The organism is Streptomyces sp. NPDC058239, from assembly GCF_042882185.1.
GTDB lineage: Bacteria > Actinomycetota > Actinomycetes > Streptomycetales > Streptomycetaceae > Streptomyces.
Genome location: NZ_JBHVWS010000001.1, coordinates 531,450 through 550,426 on the forward strand (window position 1 = coordinate 531,450; position 18,977 = coordinate 550,426).

The following is an 18,977-nucleotide window of genomic DNA, read 5'->3' on the forward strand; positions in this document are numbered from 1 at the left end:
CGTTCCTCTCATAGGTGCTGACTGACGTGGTGGATCAGATTCCGGGTGTCCGCGGGCGACAGCGCGGCGTCCTCGATCCTGGTGAACAGGGTCCGGTAGTTCTGGAGTTGGGTCTCGGCGTCGAGGAACGCGAGGCCGTGGGACTGGTCGAGGTGGACGGTGTCCAGTTCGGGGACTGGGCCGTACGCGTAGTAGATGGACTGGCCGGAGCCAGGTACGGCGCCTGCCTTGAACGGGATGACCTGGATGGTGATGTGGTCCCGCTCGCTCATGTCGAGGAGGTGCTGCAGCTGCGACCGCGCCGTCTCGGGGCCACCGACTTCGGTACGAAGCGCCGCCTCGTGGATGAGCGCCTGGTACGGGGTCGGCTCGGCCCCGTACAGCACTGCCTGGCGCTTCATTCGGAACGAGACACGGTGCTCGACATCCGGGGGCGGGAGCTCCGGGACGTGCTGCCGGAAGATCTCCCGCGCGTGGTCGGCGCTCTGGAGAAGTCCAGGAATGTGTGCCGTGATAGCACCGCGCAGCTGTCCGGCGTGGTGTTCCAGTTCCGCAAGGTCCAGGAGAGAGGTCGGCAGGAGCTCCTGGTACTCGGACCACCATCCGCGTCTCCGGTCCTGGACCATGTTGACCAGTGCCTCGATGAAGGCGTGGTCGGAGCAGGCGTAGTTCTGCGCCATGGCGCGCAGCCGTTCGCCGCTCACTCCGAACCGGGCGGTCTCGATGTTGCTCAGCTGGCCCTGGCTGATGCCATGCACTCGGGCGGCCTCGGTCGCTGTGAGACCTGCGCGCTCACGAAATTTGCGCAGTTCGGTAGCGATTCGGATGCGTCGACCGGTGGGGGCGGACCTGCCTGACATGTAACTCCTCCTTGGCGGGGTTGAGTTCGACTCATCACTCACACGAGGGGATCTGCATGCAGTTTCATGAATGCAGCGCAAATAGAACTTGCAGAGAACTTAGTCTCTGACTCAGGCCACCCGCCCGGAAGTACCCCGCTCGACGGAGCGACCTCGTCACTGGGCAACTAGAAGTGCATCCTTCAACTTCCCTCCGTGAACGGAGACTTCCATGGTCAGTGCCACGGTATCCCCGCCCTGGACATACACCCTCCAACTCCCGCAGGATCCCCGCGCCCCCGGCGTGGCCCGCTCCACCCTCCGCACCATCCTGCGCGTCCACGGCATGCGCGAACTCACCGAGATCGCCGAACTGTTGGCGAGCGAGCTGGTCACCAACGCCTACCTGCACTCCTCGGGGGCGTACTCCCTGCGCCTGCGCGACGCCGGGCGCAGTCGTATCCGGCTCAGCGTCTGGGACACCAACCCGCACATCCCCGCCCCGTTCCAATGGACCGCCGAGGCCCCGGCAGAGCTCGCCGAACGAGGGCGGGGGCTCTACCTCGTCACCCTCTACGCGGAGAGCTGGGGCGCCCACCCCATGGGGACCGGGCTGCCGGGGCAGGTCGGGAAGCTGCTCTGGGTGGAGTGCGCAGCCAAGGGGGACGATGCTCCGCCGTACGGCACTCAGTGATCTGGAGCCGAAACGGGGGACACCATCGCACCCCGCTTTCGGGGCGGTTCCTGCGGGCGGGACCATCCTCCTGTGCCGGAGGCGTCCCGGCATCTCATTGGTCGCACCACGCGAACCGACTGTGGATCGCATACGCGGGTGGGCCTACCTCCCCGTGACGTAGGTGCTCCAGATCCGGAGCGGGAAGACATTGCCGCGCTCCGAATCGGGTCCGCCCACGCCCTGCATTCCCAGCAGTTGAGGGGTGCCCGGCTTGCTGCGGAACATCGTGACGGCCGTGGTCAGCCCCTCGGTGTGGCCGATGAACCAGGCCGACTTCATCCGGTCGTCCTTGCCGGTCGCGCCCGCCAAGAGGTCGTCGCCGGCAGCCCTGGACTTGGCGAACTCGGCGAACTTTCCGTCCTGCCCCAGCCTCGTCCAGGCCACCGCCCCCAGAGTGTCGTTCACATCGTTCGCCACCGAGGCGTCCATCACGCGCCGCGGCTCGGGCTTCCCGAAGCCCTCGACCGCCTCGCCGTCCCGGATCACCTTGGTCACCGAGTAGGGATCGGCCCTCACGCCGTCGTTGCTGAAGGTGGTGTAAGCGTCCGCCATCCTGACCGCGCTCGGTGTGGACGTGCCGAGGGGGAAGGACTTGTCCAGGCGGGCCAGGCTCTCCTCGTGCAGCCCGGCCGCGACCGCCAGCTCCTTCACCTTCTTCAGCCCGATGCGCTTGCCGAGTTGCACGAAGGTGGCGTTGGCCGACTTGACCAGCGCGTCGCGCAGGGTCGTCGGCACCGTAACGCTCACCTGGTCGGGACCGGCACCCGGCGGAGCGGCGGGCACCGCGCGCGTGCCGCCCGTGAACAGACGCCCCTCACTGTCGTAGCCGCTGTCCAGGGTGATCCCGCCGCCGTGCTGAAGCGCCGCGGCCAGCACGAAGGGCTTGAAGGCCGAGCCGACGGGGACGCCCGCGGTGTCGGCGTTGTTGGCGAAGTGGGTGATCGCGTCGGCTCCGCCGTACACCGCGACCACGGCCCCGTCCTCGGGCCGCACGGATGCGGCGCCGACCTCGACGTACCGGTCCTCGGGGCGCTTCTTGGGGTCGAGGTCGCGCTTGCGCACGCCCTGCACGGCCCGCTCCAGCTGCTGGACCTTGGTCTTGTCGAAGGTGGTGTGCACCCGGTAGCCGCCCCGGGCTAGGTCCTTGTCGGTGAGGCCCGAGCGCCTCTTGATGTACTTGTTGGCGATGTCGACGAGATAGCCGGTCTGGCCGCCGAGGCTGGTCGGCTTGGCGGCCTTCCGTGGCTCGGGGAACTTCTGGTGTGCGGCCCGCTCCGCCTTCGTCATCGCGCCGTTCTCGACCTGCCGGTCGAGGATCCACTTCCAGCGGGCGACGGCGCGTTCGTGGTTGCCTTCGCCGTCCGCGGGGTCGTACTGCTCCGCCCCCTTGAGCATGGCCGCGAGCAGCGCCGCCTGGCTGGGGTCGAGGTCCTTCGCGGGGATTCCGTAGTACGCGTACGCCGCTGCCTGGATGCCGTAGGCGCCGCGGCCGAACCAACTGGTGTTCAGATATCCCTGGAGGATCTCCGCCTTGCTCTGCTTGTTGCTCAGCTTCAGCGAGATGAAGAACTCCTTGAACTTCCGGGTGGCCGACTGTTCCTGGCTGAGATAGGTGTTCTTCACGTACTGCTGGGTGATGGTGGAGCCGCCCTGGGTCTCACCGCCTTTGACCATGCTGACGGCCGCGCGGGCAATCCCCTTCGCCGATACCCCCGAGTCGGAGTAGAAGGTCTCGTTCTCGGCGGCGATGACCGCGTGCTCCACCGAATCGGGTATGTCGGCGAGCGTGACGTTCTGCCGATTGACCGCGCCCACGCTCACCATCTGGCTGCCGTCCGCCCAGTAGTAGACGGTGCCCTGCCTGCGCGCCTCGTCGTTCGCGTCCGGGATGTCGACGGACGCGTACACCACGGCGAACAGCCCGGCCAGCGCACCGAATCCGAGCAGGATCCCGCTCAGCACCTGCCGCCACGAAGGGACCCAGCGGCGCCAGTTGCTTCTCCCCCGGCGGGGGTAGTCGACACGGAGCCCGCGAAGGCGGATCGGGCGGATGGGGCGTCGGGCCATGCTCCGGCTCCTCGTTCACCGTCCCGCACCGGTGTGGTGCGGGCTTGTGAGAGGAGATGTTCCGGATCGCGGTCAGGTTGTCTCGGGGCCCCGTCCGACACGGGTGGCGAACTCGCACCGGACGACCTTTTGGGGAGAACGGTCCGCGACACCCCACTTGTCGGCCGGCGCTCAGTGGATCCGCCCCCGCCGAAGGGTCTACGCCGTGTACTCGTCCAGCCAGGACGGGAAGTCCGTCAGCGACGACAGGACGACATCCGCCCCCGCCGCCCGGAGTTCCTCCGCGTCGCACGGGCCCGTGGTGACCGCCACCGACAGCGCCCCGGCCGTGCGGGCGCCCCGTACATCCCCGGTGTGGTCGCCCACGTACACATCCGCCCCGTGCTCGCGCAGCGCCTCCCCCTTGGCCTCCGCCCACAGACCGCCGATGACCGCATCGGGCTCGATACCGAGGTGCGCCAGGTGCAGCTCGGCGTTCGGCAGGTGCTTGGCGGTGACGACTATCGCCCGGCCGCCCCGCTCACGGATCGCCGCGACCGACTCCCGGGCACCCGGCAGCGCGAGGCTCGGGACGATGGCGTGTGTGGGATAGATCTCCCGGTAGCGGTCGGCGGTCGCGGCCACCGCATCGGCCGGAAACCAGTTCCGCAGCTCGTCGTCGACCGGCGGGCCGAGCCTGCTCACCACCAGATCCGTGTCGATCGGCGTCCCGGTCTCGGCGGAAAGCGCCAGGTAGGCGGCCTTGATACCGGGCCGGGAGTCGATGAGCGTCATGTCGAGGTCGAAGCCGACCGTCAGCGGGTGCGAAGGCATGGAATCCATTGTCGCGGGGCCGGGCACAAGCGCGGTCCCGGTACGGCCCTCGGGCTCCGGAACGGCGGTGCTTAGACTTAGCCAAGCCTAACTTTGCTTCCCTTTCGATTGGGTCCGATGTCAGCCGCCGCACCACGCCGCTCCAGACGCGCACTCGCGACGGCGGCGGCCGTCGCGGCGCTGCTGGTGTCGGTGCTTCTCAGCCTCGCCATAGGGGCCCGCTCCATACCCCCGTCCGAGGTGATCGACGCCCTGCTGCACGGCGGGCACTCCGACGCCGCCGAAGTCATCCGGAACATGCGGGTGCCGCGCACCCTGATCGGGCTGATGGTCGGCGCGGCACTGGCCCTCGCGGGCACGGTGCTCCAGGGCATCACCCGTAACCCCATCGCCGACCCCGGCATCCTCGGCATCAGCCAGGGCGCCTCGGTGGGCGTGGTGCTGGCCATCGCGTACGCCGGAATCCACACCCTGACGGGGTACGTGTGGTTCGCGTTCGCGGGGGCGGCGGTCGCCTCCGTCGCCGTGTACGCCATCGCCTCCAGCGGACGTGGGGGCGCCACCCCCGTGAAACTCGCGCTCGGCGGCGCCGCGATCAACGCGCTGCTGGTGTCGGTGACGATGGCGGTGCTGACGACCAAGGCGTCCGCGCTGGACGAGTTCCGCTTCTGGCAGGTCGGCTCCATCGCCGGGCGCGAGGCCGATGTGGCCCAGCAGATCTGGCCGTTCATGCTGGTCGGGACCGTGCTCGTACTGTCCGTCGCCCGCGGGCTCGATGCGCTGGCGCTCGGCGAGGACGTGGCGAAGGGGCTCGGGCAGAAGGTCGCGACGGTACGGATCGTCGGCGGCATCGGGGCCACCGTGCTGACCGGTGTCGGCGTCGCGGCGGCCGGTCCGATCGCGTTCGTCGGACTCGCCGTCCCGCACATCGCCCGCGCGATCGTCGGCAGCGACCACCGCTGGGTGCTGCCGATGGCGGCGCTGATCGGACCCGTCATGCTGCTCGTCTCCGATGTCATCGGCCGCGTCCTCTTCCCGCCGAGCGAGGTCCCGGCGGGTGTGATGACGGCGCTGATCGGCGTTCCCTTCCTGGTCACGCTGGTACGCCGGAAGGCGGTGCCCGCATGAGCGACACCACTGTCCGGGTGCGGCCCGCCGGGTACCACGTCGTACGGATCGGGGCGCGGGGCCGGTTCCTGCTGCACCGGCGGGCGGCCGTCGTCGCCGCCGTCCTCGTCGTCCTGCTGGCCGCCGTCTGTGTCACGTACCTCTGCGTCGGCGAGAGCTTCGTCGCGCCCGGCGAGGTCGTGAAGGTGATCCTTGGACAGCCGTCCCAGGGCGAATTGGTCGTCGGCACGCTGCGGCTGCCGCGGATGGTCGTGGGACTGCTGGTCGGTGCGGCGTTCGGGATCGCCGGTGCGCTGATCCAGACCGTCGCCCGCAATCCACTGGCCAGCCCCGACATCATCGGCATCAGCCAGGGGGCGAGCGCGCTCACGGTCGGCGCGATGACCTTCGGCGTCACCTCGTACACCGTGCTGCCGTATCTGTCCGTCATCGGCGGGGTGGCCGCGGCGGCGCTCGTGTACGTCTTCGCCTGGCGCGGCGGGCTGCACGCCACCCGCTTCGTCCTCATCGGCATCGGCTTCGCCATCGCGCTGCGGTCCGTCACCACACTGTTCCTGACGAAGGGCGACTATCTGGTCGCCCAGCAGGCGCAGATCTGGATGACCGGCTCGCTCAACGGCCGCGGCTGGTCGGAGGCCGCGCCGATCGGCTGGACGCTGCTGATTCTGCTGCCGGCCGTTCTGTGGGCCGCCCGCGCCCAGCGCACCGTCTCGATGGACGACGACACCGCGACGGCCCTCGGGGTGCGTCTCGGACGGGTACGGCTGGGGCTTGTCGCACTCGGTGTGATCCTGGCGTCCGTGGCGACCGGGACGGCCGGTCCGGTCGACTTCGTGGCGCTGCTCGCCCCGCAGATCGCCCGCCGGATGACCCGTACCGCGCAGATTCCGCTGTTCTGCTCGGCGCTGCTCGGTGCGGTGATCGTGGTCTTCGCGGACCTGCTGGCGCGCATGCTCTTCTCGCCCACCGAGCTGCCGGTGGGCGTTCTGACGGCGGCGGTCGGCGCCCCGTATCTGATCTGGCTGATCATCCGCGGTCACGGCGGCGGTCGCGGCCGTAGTGGAGGCACCGCATGAGCTCGACCCGTACGTCCGACACCACGGCGACCGCGACCAGCCGGCTCACGGTGCGGGAGCTGACGCTCGCATACGAGGACCGCACCGTCGTCCACGAGCTGGACCTCGCCGTTCCCGACGGACAGGTCACCGTCATCGTCGGCCCGAACGCCTGCGGCAAGTCGACCACGCTGCGCGCGCTCGGCCGGCTCCTCAAGCCGCGCGGCGGGGCCGTGCTCCTCGACGGCACCGAGCTGTCGAAGATCCCCACGCGGAAGATCGCCCAGTCGATCGGGCTGCTGCCGCAGACCCCGGTGGCCCCCGAGGCGATCACCGTCTCCGACCTGGTCGCCCGCGGCCGGCAGCCGCATCAGCACTGGTGGCAGCAGTGGTCGGAGGAGGACGAGCGGGCGGTGACGGACGCGATGGAGCGTACGGACATCACCGCGCTCGGCGACCGGGCGGTGGACGAGCTGTCCGGCGGGCAGCGCCAGCGTGTCTGGATCGCGATGGCGCTCGCCCAGGAGACCGATCTGCTGCTGCTCGACGAGCCGACCACGTACCTCGACATCGCACACCAGGTGGAGGTCCTGGACCTGGTGCGCCGGCTCACCGCCCCGGCGGCGGACGGCACCCGCGGCCGGACCGTCGTCACCGTGCTCCACGACCTCAACCAGGCCGCCCGGTACGCGGACCACCTGGTCGCCATGAAGGCGGGCCGGATCGTCGCCGAGGGCCACCCGAACGGCATCGTCACCGCCGGTCTCGTGCGCGAGGTCTTCGGTCTGGACGCGGTGATCGTCCCGGACCCGGTGACGGGTTCGCCGCTCGTGGTTCCGGGTGCTCCCTGGCAGGCCACGCCGGCGTCGTGAACCCGCGCCCCGGTTTCCGGCCCGGGTGAGTGCCCGCCAGGACGGTTGCCCGGCGCTGCGGGCCACGCTCCTTCCCCGGACTCCCGGCCCCTGCGCTTCGTTCGAACGGCGGAGTTCCCACGGGGCCCAGGACCCCATCGCCCCTGCCGACCCGGTGCCCCGCAGCGGCCGGCCGCCGACACACCTGTGACCAACCATCCCGACCCCGACGAAGGGCACTCCATGACCACCTTCACCCGCCGCCGCGGCGTCACCCTCGGCGCTCTCACCCTGGCCGGCGCCCTCGCGCTCTCCGCCTGTGGCTCCTCGGACTCCGACAGCGGCAACGACAGCGGCTCCGGCACCGCCAGGACCCACACCATGAAGACGGCCATGGGCGACGTCAAGGTCCCCGTGAACCCGCAGCGCGTCGTGGTCCTCGACACCGGTGAGCTGGACTCCGCACTCTCCCTCGGCGTGCAGCCGGTCGGCGCGACGCACTCGGCGACGGAGGACGGCTTCCCCTCCTACCTGCCCGAGAGCCGGACGAAGGACATCAAGGAGGTCGGCGAGATCGCCAACCCCAATCTGGAGACCGTCGCCTCGCTGAAGCCGGACCTGATCCTCACCAGCAAGGTCCGTGACGGTGACCGTTACGAGCAGCTCAGTGCGATCGCCCCCACCGTGATGACGGAGTCCACCGGAACCGCTTGGAAGGAGAACTTCCAGGTGCACGCCGATGCGCTCGGCAAGCAGGCCGAGGCGAAGAAGGTCGTCGCCGAGTACGACGCCCATGTAGCGGACGTGACCGAGGCGATCGGCGGCAAGGAGAAGGCGGCCGCCACGGACGTCAACTTCGTCCGCTTCGTCGAGGGAGCCGACATCCGCATCTACGGCAAGCAGAACTACATCGGCTCGATCCTCGCCGACCTCGGCATGGGCCGCCCCGCGATCACCGACAAGGCCAAGGACGGCTTCTCGTACGACGTGTCCCCCGAGAAGATCGACCTCGCGGACGCGGACGTCGTCTTCACGTCGACGTACGGCGACCCGGACAAGGCGGGAACGACCAGGACCATGAACAGCGGCCTGTGGAAGGGGCTGACGGCGTCCAAGAACGACAAGGTCTTCAAGGTCGACGACCGCCTGTGGATCGCGGGCATCGGGTACACGGCCGCGAGCCAGATCCTCGACGAGTTCCAGACGGATCTGACGAAGTAGGGCGGGGCGGGGTGAGCCTGTCCGGCGAACGTCCGGGCTCGGGCGAGAACGCGCAACGGTTCCGTCCTCGATCGCCGGACGGGCTGAAGGCGCCCTCAAGCGCCGGGCGGGCTTGATCTTTCCGCCGGCCGGCGCGCACCCCGCCTACCCCACCCGCTTCCGCGCCCGCCACACCAGGAACACCGCCGACGCCACCGCGGCCGTGCGTACCACCACCGGCCACACCCCGCTCAGCGCCTCCGCCATCCCGTCCTGCGGGATCGGCTCGCCCCAGCGGCCCTCCGTCCGGCCCCAGAGCCAGACGAGTGCGCCCGCCACGACCACGCCAGGAAGCCCCATCGCGGCCCATTTCGCCTCCGCACGGGACAACTTGCGCGAGCTGTACGCAAGCAGCCAGCCACCCGCCAGGGCCAGCCAGGAGCCCATCACGGCGCCCACGACCAGCAGCGCGGCGGCAAGCAGCAAAAAGGGGTGGGAGAAACCCCGGGCCGTCGACTCGCGCGGGGCGCGGCGGCGGAGGCCCGGGAGCCGTCGGCGTCGCGGCGCGGCCTCGCCGGTGCCGACGTCCTCGGCCGGACCGTCGTCCGCCGAGTCGCCCGTGCGCGGGCGCGGAACGGCGTCCCGGACCGGCGGCGGCGGCGGCTTCATCATGTCCGGGATCTCGACGCCGCCGACGAACCCCGGCACGTCGACCCCCTCACCGAACGGCTCCGGCTCGATCCGCCACCAGTCGGGCTCGCTCCCGGACGGCCCCAGTTCGTCCGTACCGGCCATGTGCGGCGGCGAAGGCACCCGGCCGGCCGCCGCTTCCGGAGCCGCGGAGTCCGCCGAGCCCTCCGATTCCCCGTCCGGCGCCTGCGCCCGCGCCTGCGACGCGCCCTTGCCGGAACTGTCTTTCCGGAGCATCCCCTTGCGCGGACGGGGGATGCCGCGCCCCTCCCCCGCGGCAGGTTCCGGCGGCTGGGGCAGCTCCACCGTCCCGTCCGCCGACGCGGCCGCAGCGGCGACCAGTTCGTCCGGTGTGCCGAGCCTCCCGATGATGCGGCGGACCGCCGCCGGGGTGTCCCCGGACTGCGTTCCGCGCTGCCGGTCGATCTCGCCCCGGAGGGTCGAGACGAGCCTCATCCGGGTGCCCGAGGACAGCTGTTGCTGCTGTGCAAGGTCCCCGACCCGGCTCAGATAGTCGTAGACGAGCTGGTCGCTCTCGATCCCCACGCGATGGTTCCCCTCTGGCGCCTGCACCGACGGTAGCGCCCTCGGGCCTGTCCGGAGCGACTACCGTGGGACGGATGGGGATGACCACACCACCGCGGACGCTCGCCGAAGCTCTCCGCGCCCGGGACGACGAGTCGTTGGCGGGGCTGCTGCGTGCCCGCCCCGATCTCCTCACCCCCGTACCGGGCGACATCACTCAGCTCGCGACGAGAGCCGGCACGCGCGCCTCCGTCGTACGCGCCCTGGAACACCTCGACCGGTTCGCTCTGCAGACCGCCGAGGCGCTCGCAGTCGCCCCCGACCCCGCCCCGTACGAGACGCTGCTCGGTCTCCTCACCGGCGACGGCCGGGACGACGGCGAGCACCGCGGCGACGCGGACGCGGCGATCGGGGACGCGCTGCCCGCCGCCCTGACCACCCTGCGCGAACAGGCCCTCGTCTGGGGCGAGGAGGACCGGCTGCGGCTGGTGCGCACCGCGCGCGAACTCCTCGCGCCGTCCCCGCAGCACCCCTCCCCGACCGGTCTGGGCCCGACCGTCGCGGAGGCGACCGCCGGAATGTCGCCGGGCCGCCTCCAGGACATCCTGGCGACCGCCGGACTGCCCGCCACCCATGACCCGGTCTCCGCCGTGACGTCCCTGTCCGCGCTCTTCACCGACCGGGCCAGGATGGGCGAGCTGCTGGACACCGCCCCCGCCGAGGCCCTGTCCGTACTGGACCGGCTGGTGTGGGGGCCGCCGTACGGGGAAGTGACCCCGAACCCCACCCCGCCGGTGAAATGGCTGCGCGACCGCGGGCTGCTGCTTCCCGTGTCGACCCGCACCGTGGTGCTGCCCCGCGAGGCCGCCCTGCATCTGCGGGCCGGGCGCGCCCACCGCGTGCCGGAACCGCAGCCGCCCGCCGTGGAGGCTGTCGCGAACCGTGATCCACAGGCTGTGGACAGCGCGGCGGCCGGGCAGGCGTTCCTGGCGGTGAACACCGTCGAGGAGCTGCTGAAGAGCTGGAACGGCGGCGGCCCCGCGATACTGCGCGCCGGCGGGCTCAGTGTGCGCGAGCTGAAGAAGACCGCCACCGCCCTCGACGTCTCCGAGCCCGTCGCCGCGTTCTGGGTCGAACTCACCTACGCGGCCGGGCTGCTGGCCTCCGACGGAGAGGCCGACGAACGGTACGCGCCGACGCCCGCGTACGACGACTGGGCCGAACTCCCCGCCCAGGACCGCTGGGTGCACCTCGCCGTCGCCTGGCTCGCCGCCACCCGTACCCCGGGCCTGATCGGCGGCCAGGACGCCAAGGGCCGGGCCCTGTCCACCCTCGGCCCCGACCTCGACCGCTCCGCCGCCCCCGAGGTACGCCACCGGGTCCTGGCCCTCCTCGCCGCCCTGCAACCGGGCACCGCCCCCGACCCGGAGACGGTGCTCGCCCGGCTCCGCTGGGAACGCCCCCTGCGCGGCGCCTCCGCCTCCGCCGGGGACACCACCGACCTGCGGTCCCGGATCGCCCTGTGGACTCTCAACGAGTCCGAGCTCCTCGGCATCACCGGCCGCGGCGCGCTCGCCGCGCACACCCGCGCCCTGCTCGGCACCGGGCCGGCCGAGGCCGCCGCGCTGCTCGCGCCCCTCATCCCGGAGCCGCTGGACCACGTCCTGCTCCAGGCCGACCTGACGGCCGTCGCCCCCGGCCCGTTGGAGCGCCCCCTGGCGGACATGCTCTCCGCCCTCGCGGACATCGAATCGAAGGGCGGCGCGACGGTCTACCGGTTCACCCCCGGGTCCGTACGCCGCGCCCTGGACGCCGGACAGTCCGCGGCCGATCTGCACGCGTTCCTCGCCGCCCACAGCCGTACGCCGGTGCCTCAGCCGCTCAGCTACCTCATCGACGACGTCGCCCGCCGCCACGGCCACCTGCGGATCGGCGCCGCCTCCTCGTACGTACGCTGCGACGACGAGGCCGTGCTGAACGAGATCCTCGCCGACAGGCGCTCGGCCACCCTGCGCCTGCGCCGCCTCGCACCGACGGCCCTGGCCGCCCAGATCGACCCCGCGTCCCTGCTCGACGGGCTGCGCGAGATGGGGTACGCGCCGGCCGCCGAGTCCGCCGAGGGCGACGTCCTGATCACCCGCGCGGGCGCCCGCCGCACCCCGCCCCGCACGGCCCCCGTCCCCGTGCCCGAGGGCCCTCCGGTCCCGGACACCACCCTGCTCGGCGCGGCGGTGAGGGCGATCCGCGCCGGGGACACGGCCGCCACGGTGGTCCGCAAGGACCCGGCCGATGCGCCCGCCGCCCCGTCCGGCTCTCTGCCCCGTACGACCTCCGCCGAGACCCTTGCCACCGTCCAGGCCGCCGCGATGACCGGCTCGGCGCTCTGGATCGGTTACGTCAACGCGGACGGCGCGGCCAGCCAGCGCGTCATCGCCCCGGTCCGGGTCGAGGGCGGGTTCGTCACGGCGTACGACCACACGGCGGACGAGGTCCGCACGTACCCGCTGCACCGGATCACCGGCGTCGCCGAACTGGCCGACGAGGCCACGTCCTGAGTCTTCGCCCGCTCAGACCCGGTCCGGCAGCGAACAGCCGAAAGCGCAGGACTGACGGTATGCGGTGGTCCGGCCGGTCCGATCGTTCCGGGGCCGTCGCCCCGGCAACTGCATCAGTCATCCCCGGACCGTACGTCTTTGTGCGGAGCAGCACACCGCCCCATGGGCCCCGCATGCGGCACACTGGACGTTTGGCCGTTCCCGGCCGTTCCCGCAGCAGAAAGGGCCGACGCGCGTGACCGGACCCCTCATCGTCCAGAGCGACAAGACACTGCTCCTGGAAGTCGACCACGATCAGGCCGACGCCTGCCGTCGGGCGATCGCGCCCTTCGCCGAGCTGGAGCGGGCGCCCGAGCACATCCACACCTACCGGCTGACCCCGCTCGGGCTGTGGAACGCGCGCGCCGCCGGGCACGACGCCGAGCAGGTCGTCGACGCGCTCGTGCAGTACTCGCGCTATCCCGTTCCGCACGCGCTGCTCGTCGACATCGCCGAGACGATGGCCAGGTACGGCCGCCTCACGCTCTCCAAGGACCCGGTCCACGGTCTGGTGCTGACCTCCACCGACCGGCCCGTGCTGGAGGAGATCCTCCGGTCGAAGAAGGTCCAGCCGTTGGTCGGGGCACGGATCGACCCGGACACCGTGGCCGTGCACCCCTCGGAGCGCGGGCAGATCAAGCAGACGCTGCTGAAGCTGGGCTGGCCGGCCGAGGACCTCGCCGGGTACGTCGACGGCGAGGCGCACCCCATCGAGCTCGCGGAGGACGGCTGGGCGCTGCGGCCGTACCAGAAGCAGGCCGTCGAGGGGTTCTGGCACGGCGGCTCGGGTGTCGTCGTACTGCCCTGCGGTGCGGGGAAGACGCTGGTCGGGGCAGGTGCGATGGCCCAGGCCAAGGCGACCACTCTGATCCTGGTGACGAACACCGTCTCGGCCCGGCAGTGGAAGCACGAGCTGGTGAAGCGGACCTCGCTGACCGAGGACGAGATCGGCGAGTACAGCGGTACGCGCAAGGAGATCCGGCCGGTCACCATCGCCACCTACCAGGTGCTGACGACCCGCCGCAAGGGCATCTACCCGCACCTGGAGCTGTTCGACTCCCGCGACTGGGGTCTGGTGATCTACGACGAGGTGCATCTGCTGCCCGCGCCCGTCTTCAAGTTCACCGCCGACCTGCAGGCCCGCCGCCGCCTCGGCCTCACCGCGACGCTGGTGCGTGAGGACGGCCGCGAGTCGGACGTCTTCTCGCTGATCGGGCCCAAGCGGTTCGACGCCCCGTGGAAGGAGATCGAGGCGCAGGGCTACATCGCGCCCGCCGACTGCGTCGAGGTGCGCGTCAATCTGACGGACTCGGAGCGGCTTGCGTACGCGACCGCCGAGACCGAGGAGAAGTACCGGTTCTGTGCGACGACCGCGACGAAGCGGAAGGTGACGGAGGCGCTGGTACGCAAGCACCGGGGCGAGCAGACCCTTGTCATCGGGCAGTACATCGACCAGCTCGACGAGCTGGGTGAGCATCTGAACGCCCCGGTGATCAAGGGCGAGACGAGCAATGCCCAGCGCGAGAAGCTCTTCGACGCGTTCCGCGAGGGCGAGCTCAGCGTCCTCGTGGTGTCCAAGGTCGCGAACTTCTCCATCGACCTGCCGGAGGCGACCGTCGCCATTCAGGTGTCGGGGACGTTCGGCTCGCGGCAGGAGGAGGCGCAGCGGCTCGGCCGGGTGCTGCGGCCGAAGGCCGACGGGCACGAGGCACGGTTCTACTCGGTGGTCGCCCGCGACACGATCGACCAGGACTTCGCGGCGCACCGCCAGCGGTTCCTGGCCGAGCAGGGGTACGCCTACCGGATCGTGGACGCGGACGAGCTGCTGACCGACAACTGAGGCCGGCAACCGACCCGCGTACGCCGGTCAGTCACTGAGGATCAGCAGCGGCAGCAGGTCCGCCGCGATCACCGCGTGCGGCAGCAGCGCGAAGGCCGCGGCCCGTCGACGGGCCGCGGTCCAGCGCGAGCGCCATGGCAGAACCCACGTGACGAACAGGCCCAGAGGTGTCACGTACAAAATCGCTCGGGCGGCGGTCCACATGATGTTCCGGGTGGCCCTGGTGCCCCAGGAGCAGGCACCCTGCGCGTCGCAGCTGCCGGGCCCCGTGAGGGCGAAGAGGACGATCATCAGGGCGGCGTAGGAGAGGATCACCGCGGCCACGGTGACGACGGCGGGGGCGATCCAGCCGTCGAGGCGCAGGGGGTCCGCGGGCTCGGGCGGCGCAGGCCGCGGTGTCTCGCGTCGCAGGGTCATCACGGGGGGTCAGCCGCCGAGCGTCAGGAGCAGGGCCAGACCGCCCACCGCCGTCAGACCGGGCAGCACCGCGACGGCCGCCGCCCATCGGCGGGCGGTGGCCCAGCGGGGCCGCCACGGCAGCACCCAGGCGGTGATCAGGGCGAGGGGCGTGATGAACGGGGTCGCGTACAGCCCGTAGGCCATGAGGCTCAGCGGAACCGTGATGTCCGACGAGCAGTTGTCGGGGCCGCAGCTGTCGGTGGCCATCACCGCGAAGCCGATGGCGAACATGCCGATGCAGGTCAGAAAGCTGGAAAGAGCCGTGGCAATGGTGGGGGCGATCCAGGCGTTCGGGCTGTGTGCAACGGCGGGGCCGGCGGCGACAGGACCGGCGGGGGCGGGACGCATCACACTGACGTGGCTGTTCTCCATGCCGCTACCCAATCGCGGGGCAGGGCCGGCACACCTCCGGTCAGATACTCACACCGGGCAGGTTCTACGTACTCAGTGCTCGCGTCGGTGGATGCCCCGGTGGACGCCCGCCTCTTCCGCGTACTCGCCGAGGACGACCACGCCGAACGCGGCGCGGGCGTAGACCTTGACGGCACGCAGGGCGTCGCCGACGCGATGGGTGTACGGGTGACCGGTGGCCGCGGTCGCGCCGTGCGCGGGGCCGGTCCTGCGGGGGTTCAAAGAGACGGTGCTCATGTACTCCATGGTCCTGCGCCCGGCCCGTGAAGGCATCGACCCGGGGACGGAGCCCCGAGGCGGTGCGCGTAGGTCTCCGGTCGCACGGCGTCCCCTACGGGATGGACCCGGCATCAAAGCCGTTCGACCGTGACGAGGACGGTCGATACAATCGCCGGTCTGCCCGCCTCCCGCACCGTGGTACCGGCCATCGCCGGCAGCCGGGGGAGCGCCGCCGACCGGACGGAAACCGGCCGACAGCTGTACGCACACCTGCGTGCGTACCCCGTGATCGATCCCCGAGCGGACCGCATCGCCCCCGAGCCGTAACCGGGGCGAGGTGCGGTCCGCCGTCCTGCGTTGAAAAGCCGGAGGCAACACCGTGCCCGCGCACGAACACGAAAGCGACACCACCACCGATCCCCTGGCTCGCGAACGCGCCCATCTCGCCGCGTCCCGTTCCGCGTTGCGCACCATGCGCGAGGACGCCCAGGCCCTCGATATCCGCGATGTCACCGCGAACTGGGTCAACGCGGCCGTCCTGCAGGCCCAGATCCACGAGCGCATCAAGTCCCTCGCCGATCTCGCCCACACCCCGCTCTTCTTCGGCCGCCTGGACTATCTGCACCGGGTCGGTGCCGAGCAGGCCGAAGGCGCATCAAGAGGGGCGGCGCGTAGCGCCTCGGCCAAGGATGGTGGTGGGCGACGGGCGGGAGAGCAGTTCTACATCGGGCGCCGCCACGTCCATGACGCCGACGGCGACCCGATGGTCATCGACTGGCGTGCCCCCGTCTCGCAGCCGTTCTACCGGGCCTCCAAGAAGGATCCCCAGGACGTCGGCCAGCGCCGCCGCTTCGGCTACACCGGCGGTGAGCTGACCGCGTACGAGGACGAGCACCTCAGCGACCCCACCGAGGCCGCACAGACCAGCAAGCTCCTCCAGGCGGAGATCGAGCGGCCGCGTGTCGGTCCGATGCGTGACATCGTCGCGACGATCCAGCCGGAGCAGGACGAGATCGTCCGTAGCGGTCTCGGCGGGACGGTCTGCGTGCAGGGAGGGCCCGGCACCGGTAAGACGGCCGTCGGCCTGCACCGTGTCGCGTACCTCCTGTACGCCCACCGGGAGCGCCTGGCCCGTACCGGCACGCTGGTCATCGGGCCGAACCGTTCCTTCCTCCACTACATCGAGCAGGTGCTCCCTGCCCTCGGTGAGCTGGAGGTGAAGCAGGCGACCGTCGACGATCTGGTGACGGCGGACATCGAGGTGCGCGGCACGGACTCGGCGGCAGCCGCCGTCGTCAAGGGCGACGCCAGGATGGCGGAGGTGCTGCGGCGGGCGATCCGTTCACATGTGACGCTGCCGACGGAGCCGGTGATGGTGGTGCGCGGTTCCCGCCGCTGGCGGGTGCCGGCGTACGAGCTGGAGGAGATCGTCACCGAACTGCTGGCCCGCGACATGCGGTACGGGGCCGCCCATGAGGCGCTTCCGCAGCGCATCGCGCACTCCGTCCTGGTCCGGATGGAGGAGGCCGGCGAGGCGCCCGACGACCGGGTGCAGAACGCGGTGGCCCGTAACCCCGCCGTGAAGGCGGCCGTGAAGGCGATCTGGCCGGCCGTCGAACCGGCCAAGCTGGTGCTGCGGCTGCTCATCGACGCGGAGTTCCTGGCCGCGCACGCGGAGGGGCTGCTCACCGAGGACGAGCAGAAGACGATCCTGTGGACCAAGCCGGTCCGCAGCGTGAAGTCCGCGAAGTGGTCGGCGGCGGACGCGGTACTGATCGACGAGGCGAACGACCTGGTGGCGCGTACGCACTCGCTCGGCCATGTCGTGCTCGACGAGGCGCAGGACCTGTCTCCCATGCAGTACCGGGCGGTGGGCCGCCGCTGCACGACGGGTTCGGCGACGGTTCTCGGTGACCTCGCGCAGGGCACGACGCCGTGGTCGACGGAGAGCTGGGCGCAGGCGCTGCACCACCTGGGCAAGTCGGACGCGGTGGTGGAGGAGCTGACGGCGGGCTTCCGTGTGCCGCGCGAGGTGATCGCGTACGCCTCACGGCTGCTGCCGGTGATCTCGCCGGGTCTTGCGGCGGTGGAGTCGGTGCGTGAGTCGCCGGGTTCGCTGGAGGTGCGGGAGGTGGGCGATCCGGCGGAGCTGGACGCGGCGGTGCTGGCGGCGTGCGAGGAGTCGTTGAGGCAGGAGGGGTCGATCGGGCTGATCGCGGCCGATGCGCGGATTCCGGCGCTGGCCGATGCGCTGGCCGCGGCGGGCCACGCGTATCTCTCCCCCGGTGAGGAGACGACCGCCGAGTCCCGGCTGACCCTGGTCCCGGCGTCGCTGGCGAAGGGCCTGGAGTACGACTACGTGGTACTGGACGAGCCGGCCGCGGTGGTGGACGGCGAGCCGGACGAGCGCACGGGGCTGCGCCGGCTGTACGTGGCGCTGACGCGTGCGGTGTCGGGGCTGACGGTGGTGCATGCGGCGGGGTTGCCGGACGAGCTGTTGTAGGGCGCGGGGGCGGGGCGGGGTGGTGGTTGGAGCGCCTGCGGGCAGGAGGTGTGCCTGCGGCGGGTCGCCGGGCAGGATCAAGCCCGTCCGGCAGCCACCAGCCCGTCCGGCGTTCGAGGACGGAACCGTTCAGCCGGGTGAACCCGAACCCTTCGCCCGGGGCCACCTCAAGCCCCGCCCCCGTTACGCGTCGAGCACCGCCCGCCACTCCCGTACCGCCGCCGCGTCCACCGGACCCGACCAGCCGTGCGGGCGCGCGGCGCCGCCGATGTGTACGGCGTCGATGCCCGCGGACAACAGCTCCGGCAGGTGGTCCAGGCGGAGCCCGCCGCCCACCAGGATCTGCGGCTCGTAGCCGGGCTCGCCCTTGCGCGCCGCCTCGACCAGCAGCGTCGGGATGCCGTCGTCGACGCCCTTCGGCGAACCCGCGGTGAGGTACGTGTCCAGGCCCGGCATGTCCGCCAGCTGCTTGCGCAGGGCGTCCCGGTCGGCGGCCCGGTCGATCGCGCGGTGGAAGGTCCAGCGGCAGCCGTCCAGCTCGGCGACGAGGCGTTCGACGGCGACCAGGTCCGGGTGGCCCTCGGCGTCCAGGAAGCCCAGGACGAACTCCTCGGCGCCCTCCGCCCGCAGCTCGTGCGCCCTGGCCACGAGCACATCGATGTCCCCGGCCGCGAAGCCGTCCGCCAGCCTGAGCATCACCCGCAGCGGAATGTCCACCGCCGCCCGGATCTCCGCGAAGGTCGCACAGGACGGGGTCAGGCCGTCCGCCGCCATGTCGGTGACGAGCTCAAGCCGGTCTGCACCACCCGCCTGTGCAGCGACCGCGTCCTCCGCGTCGAGAGCGATCACCTCCAGGACTGCACGGTTGCTCATGGGATCCCAATCCTCCAGGAAGCAGCAATAGGTCAATAGGTCTAGTCCAATGGCCAGCCTACGGGGCGGTCGACCGGGGCACAGCCTCAATGTGACGTGAAGATACGTGAGGTCAGACGCATATCAGGTGATCGGGCGCGCGCACTCCGGGCCCCAATGATGGATCACCCTTGC

The 18,977-nt window shown here is 71.3% G+C and carries 16 protein-coding genes; 8 read left to right on the plus strand and 8 right to left on the minus strand.

Annotated elements, in window-relative coordinates; genetic code table 11:
* Positions 1-8 precede the first annotated feature (8 nt).
* The gene (locus tag ACFVYE_RS02535; protein WP_383965728.1) at positions 9-860 is read right to left on the minus strand and encodes a helix-turn-helix transcriptional regulator; all 852 of its coding nucleotides are present in this window, start codon (positions 858-860) and stop codon (positions 9-11) included.
* Between the two features lie 211 nt (positions 861-1,071).
* Here ACFVYE_RS02535 and ACFVYE_RS02540 point away from each other — a divergent pair, with 211 nt between their 5' ends.
* A complete protein-coding gene (locus ACFVYE_RS02540) occupies positions 1,072-1,533 on the plus strand; it encodes an ATP-binding protein (protein ID WP_383965726.1) in 462 nt (153 codons plus the stop codon).
* Positions 1,534-1,677: 144 nt separating this feature from the next.
* Here ACFVYE_RS02540 and ACFVYE_RS02545 read toward each other — a convergent pair whose 3' ends face one another.
* The gene (locus ACFVYE_RS02545; protein ID WP_383965724.1) at positions 1,678-3,642 is read right to left on the minus strand and encodes a transglycosylase domain-containing protein; all 1,965 of its coding nucleotides are present in this window, start codon (positions 3,640-3,642) and stop codon (positions 1,678-1,680) included.
* Positions 3,643-3,840: 198 nt separating this feature from the next.
* Positions 3,841-4,464: an HAD family hydrolase gene (locus tag ACFVYE_RS02550; protein WP_383965721.1), complete on the minus strand. Its 624-nt coding sequence runs from the start codon at positions 4,462-4,464 to the stop codon at positions 3,841-3,843.
* A gap of 108 nt (positions 4,465-4,572) precedes the next feature.
* Here ACFVYE_RS02550 and ACFVYE_RS02555 point away from each other — a divergent pair, with 108 nt between their 5' ends.
* The 4 genes from ACFVYE_RS02555 to ACFVYE_RS02570 all read left to right on the plus strand — a co-directional run bounded on the left by ACFVYE_RS02555 (position 4,573) and on the right by ACFVYE_RS02570 (position 8,710).
* Positions 4,573-5,583 (plus strand): FecCD family ABC transporter permease, encoded by a 1,011-nt coding sequence (locus ACFVYE_RS02555; RefSeq protein WP_389603684.1) that lies wholly within the window; start codon positions 4,573-4,575, stop codon positions 5,581-5,583.
* Positions 5,580-6,659 carry a FecCD family ABC transporter permease gene (locus ACFVYE_RS02560; protein ID WP_389603686.1) on the plus strand — a complete coding sequence of 360 codons (1,080 nt, stop codon included), beginning with the start codon at positions 5,580-5,582 and terminating at the stop codon, positions 6,657-6,659. The genes ACFVYE_RS02555 and ACFVYE_RS02560 overlap by 4 nt, the downstream gene beginning before the upstream one ends.
* Positions 6,656-7,510 (plus strand): ABC transporter ATP-binding protein, encoded by an 855-nt coding sequence (locus ACFVYE_RS02565; RefSeq protein WP_383965712.1) that lies wholly within the window; start codon positions 6,656-6,658, stop codon positions 7,508-7,510. The genes ACFVYE_RS02560 and ACFVYE_RS02565 overlap by 4 nt, the downstream gene beginning before the upstream one ends.
* A 222-nt stretch (positions 7,511-7,732) precedes the next feature.
* Positions 7,733-8,710, plus strand: a complete 978-nt coding sequence (locus ACFVYE_RS02570; protein ID WP_389603688.1) for an ABC transporter substrate-binding protein — start codon at positions 7,733-7,735, stop codon at positions 8,708-8,710.
* A 144-nt stretch (positions 8,711-8,854) separates the two neighbouring features.
* On the opposite strand, the gene ACFVYE_RS02575 is transcribed toward ACFVYE_RS02570, so the two are convergent.
* Positions 8,855-9,925: a hypothetical protein gene (locus ACFVYE_RS02575; RefSeq protein ID WP_389603690.1), complete on the minus strand. Its 1,071-nt coding sequence runs from the start codon at positions 9,923-9,925 to the stop codon at positions 8,855-8,857.
* Between the two features lie 74 nt (positions 9,926-9,999).
* Between ACFVYE_RS02575 and ACFVYE_RS02580 the strand changes: the two genes are divergently transcribed.
* Positions 10,000-12,459: a helicase-associated domain-containing protein gene (locus tag ACFVYE_RS02580; protein ID WP_389603692.1), complete on the plus strand. Its 2,460-nt coding sequence runs from the start codon at positions 10,000-10,002 to the stop codon at positions 12,457-12,459.
* Positions 12,460-12,694: 235 nt separating this feature from the next.
* On the plus strand, positions 12,695-14,338 hold the full coding sequence (locus tag ACFVYE_RS02585) for a DNA repair helicase XPB (protein ID WP_383965705.1): 1,644 nt from the start codon (positions 12,695-12,697) through the stop codon (positions 14,336-14,338).
* Between the two features lie 27 nt (positions 14,339-14,365).
* On the opposite strand, the gene ACFVYE_RS02590 is transcribed toward ACFVYE_RS02585, so the two are convergent.
* The 3 genes from ACFVYE_RS02590 to ACFVYE_RS02600 all read right to left on the minus strand — a co-directional run bounded on the left by ACFVYE_RS02590 (position 14,366) and on the right by ACFVYE_RS02600 (position 15,445).
* Entirely contained in the window at positions 14,366-14,755 is a 390-nt protein-coding gene (locus tag ACFVYE_RS02590; RefSeq protein WP_383965702.1) for a hypothetical protein, read from the minus strand.
* 9 nt (positions 14,756-14,764) lie between these two features.
* Positions 14,765-15,169 (minus strand): hypothetical protein, encoded by a 405-nt coding sequence (locus tag ACFVYE_RS02595; RefSeq protein ID WP_383965699.1) that lies wholly within the window; start codon positions 15,167-15,169, stop codon positions 14,765-14,767.
* A 72-nt stretch (positions 15,170-15,241) separates the two neighbouring features.
* Positions 15,242-15,445: a hypothetical protein gene (locus tag ACFVYE_RS02600; protein ID WP_383965696.1), complete on the minus strand. Its 204-nt coding sequence runs from the start codon at positions 15,443-15,445 to the stop codon at positions 15,242-15,244.
* Between the two features lie 361 nt (positions 15,446-15,806).
* Here ACFVYE_RS02600 and ACFVYE_RS02605 point away from each other — a divergent pair, with 361 nt between their 5' ends.
* On the plus strand, positions 15,807-17,930 hold the full coding sequence (locus ACFVYE_RS02605; RefSeq protein ID WP_383965693.1) for a HelD family protein: 2,124 nt from the start codon (positions 15,807-15,809) through the stop codon (positions 17,928-17,930).
* Between the two features lie 183 nt (positions 17,931-18,113).
* Here ACFVYE_RS02605 and ACFVYE_RS02610 read toward each other — a convergent pair whose 3' ends face one another.
* Complete coding sequence (locus tag ACFVYE_RS02610; RefSeq protein ID WP_383965690.1) at positions 18,114-18,803, minus strand: copper homeostasis protein CutC; 690 nt, start codon at positions 18,801-18,803, stop codon at positions 18,114-18,116.
* Positions 18,804-18,977: the final 174 nt, after the last annotated feature.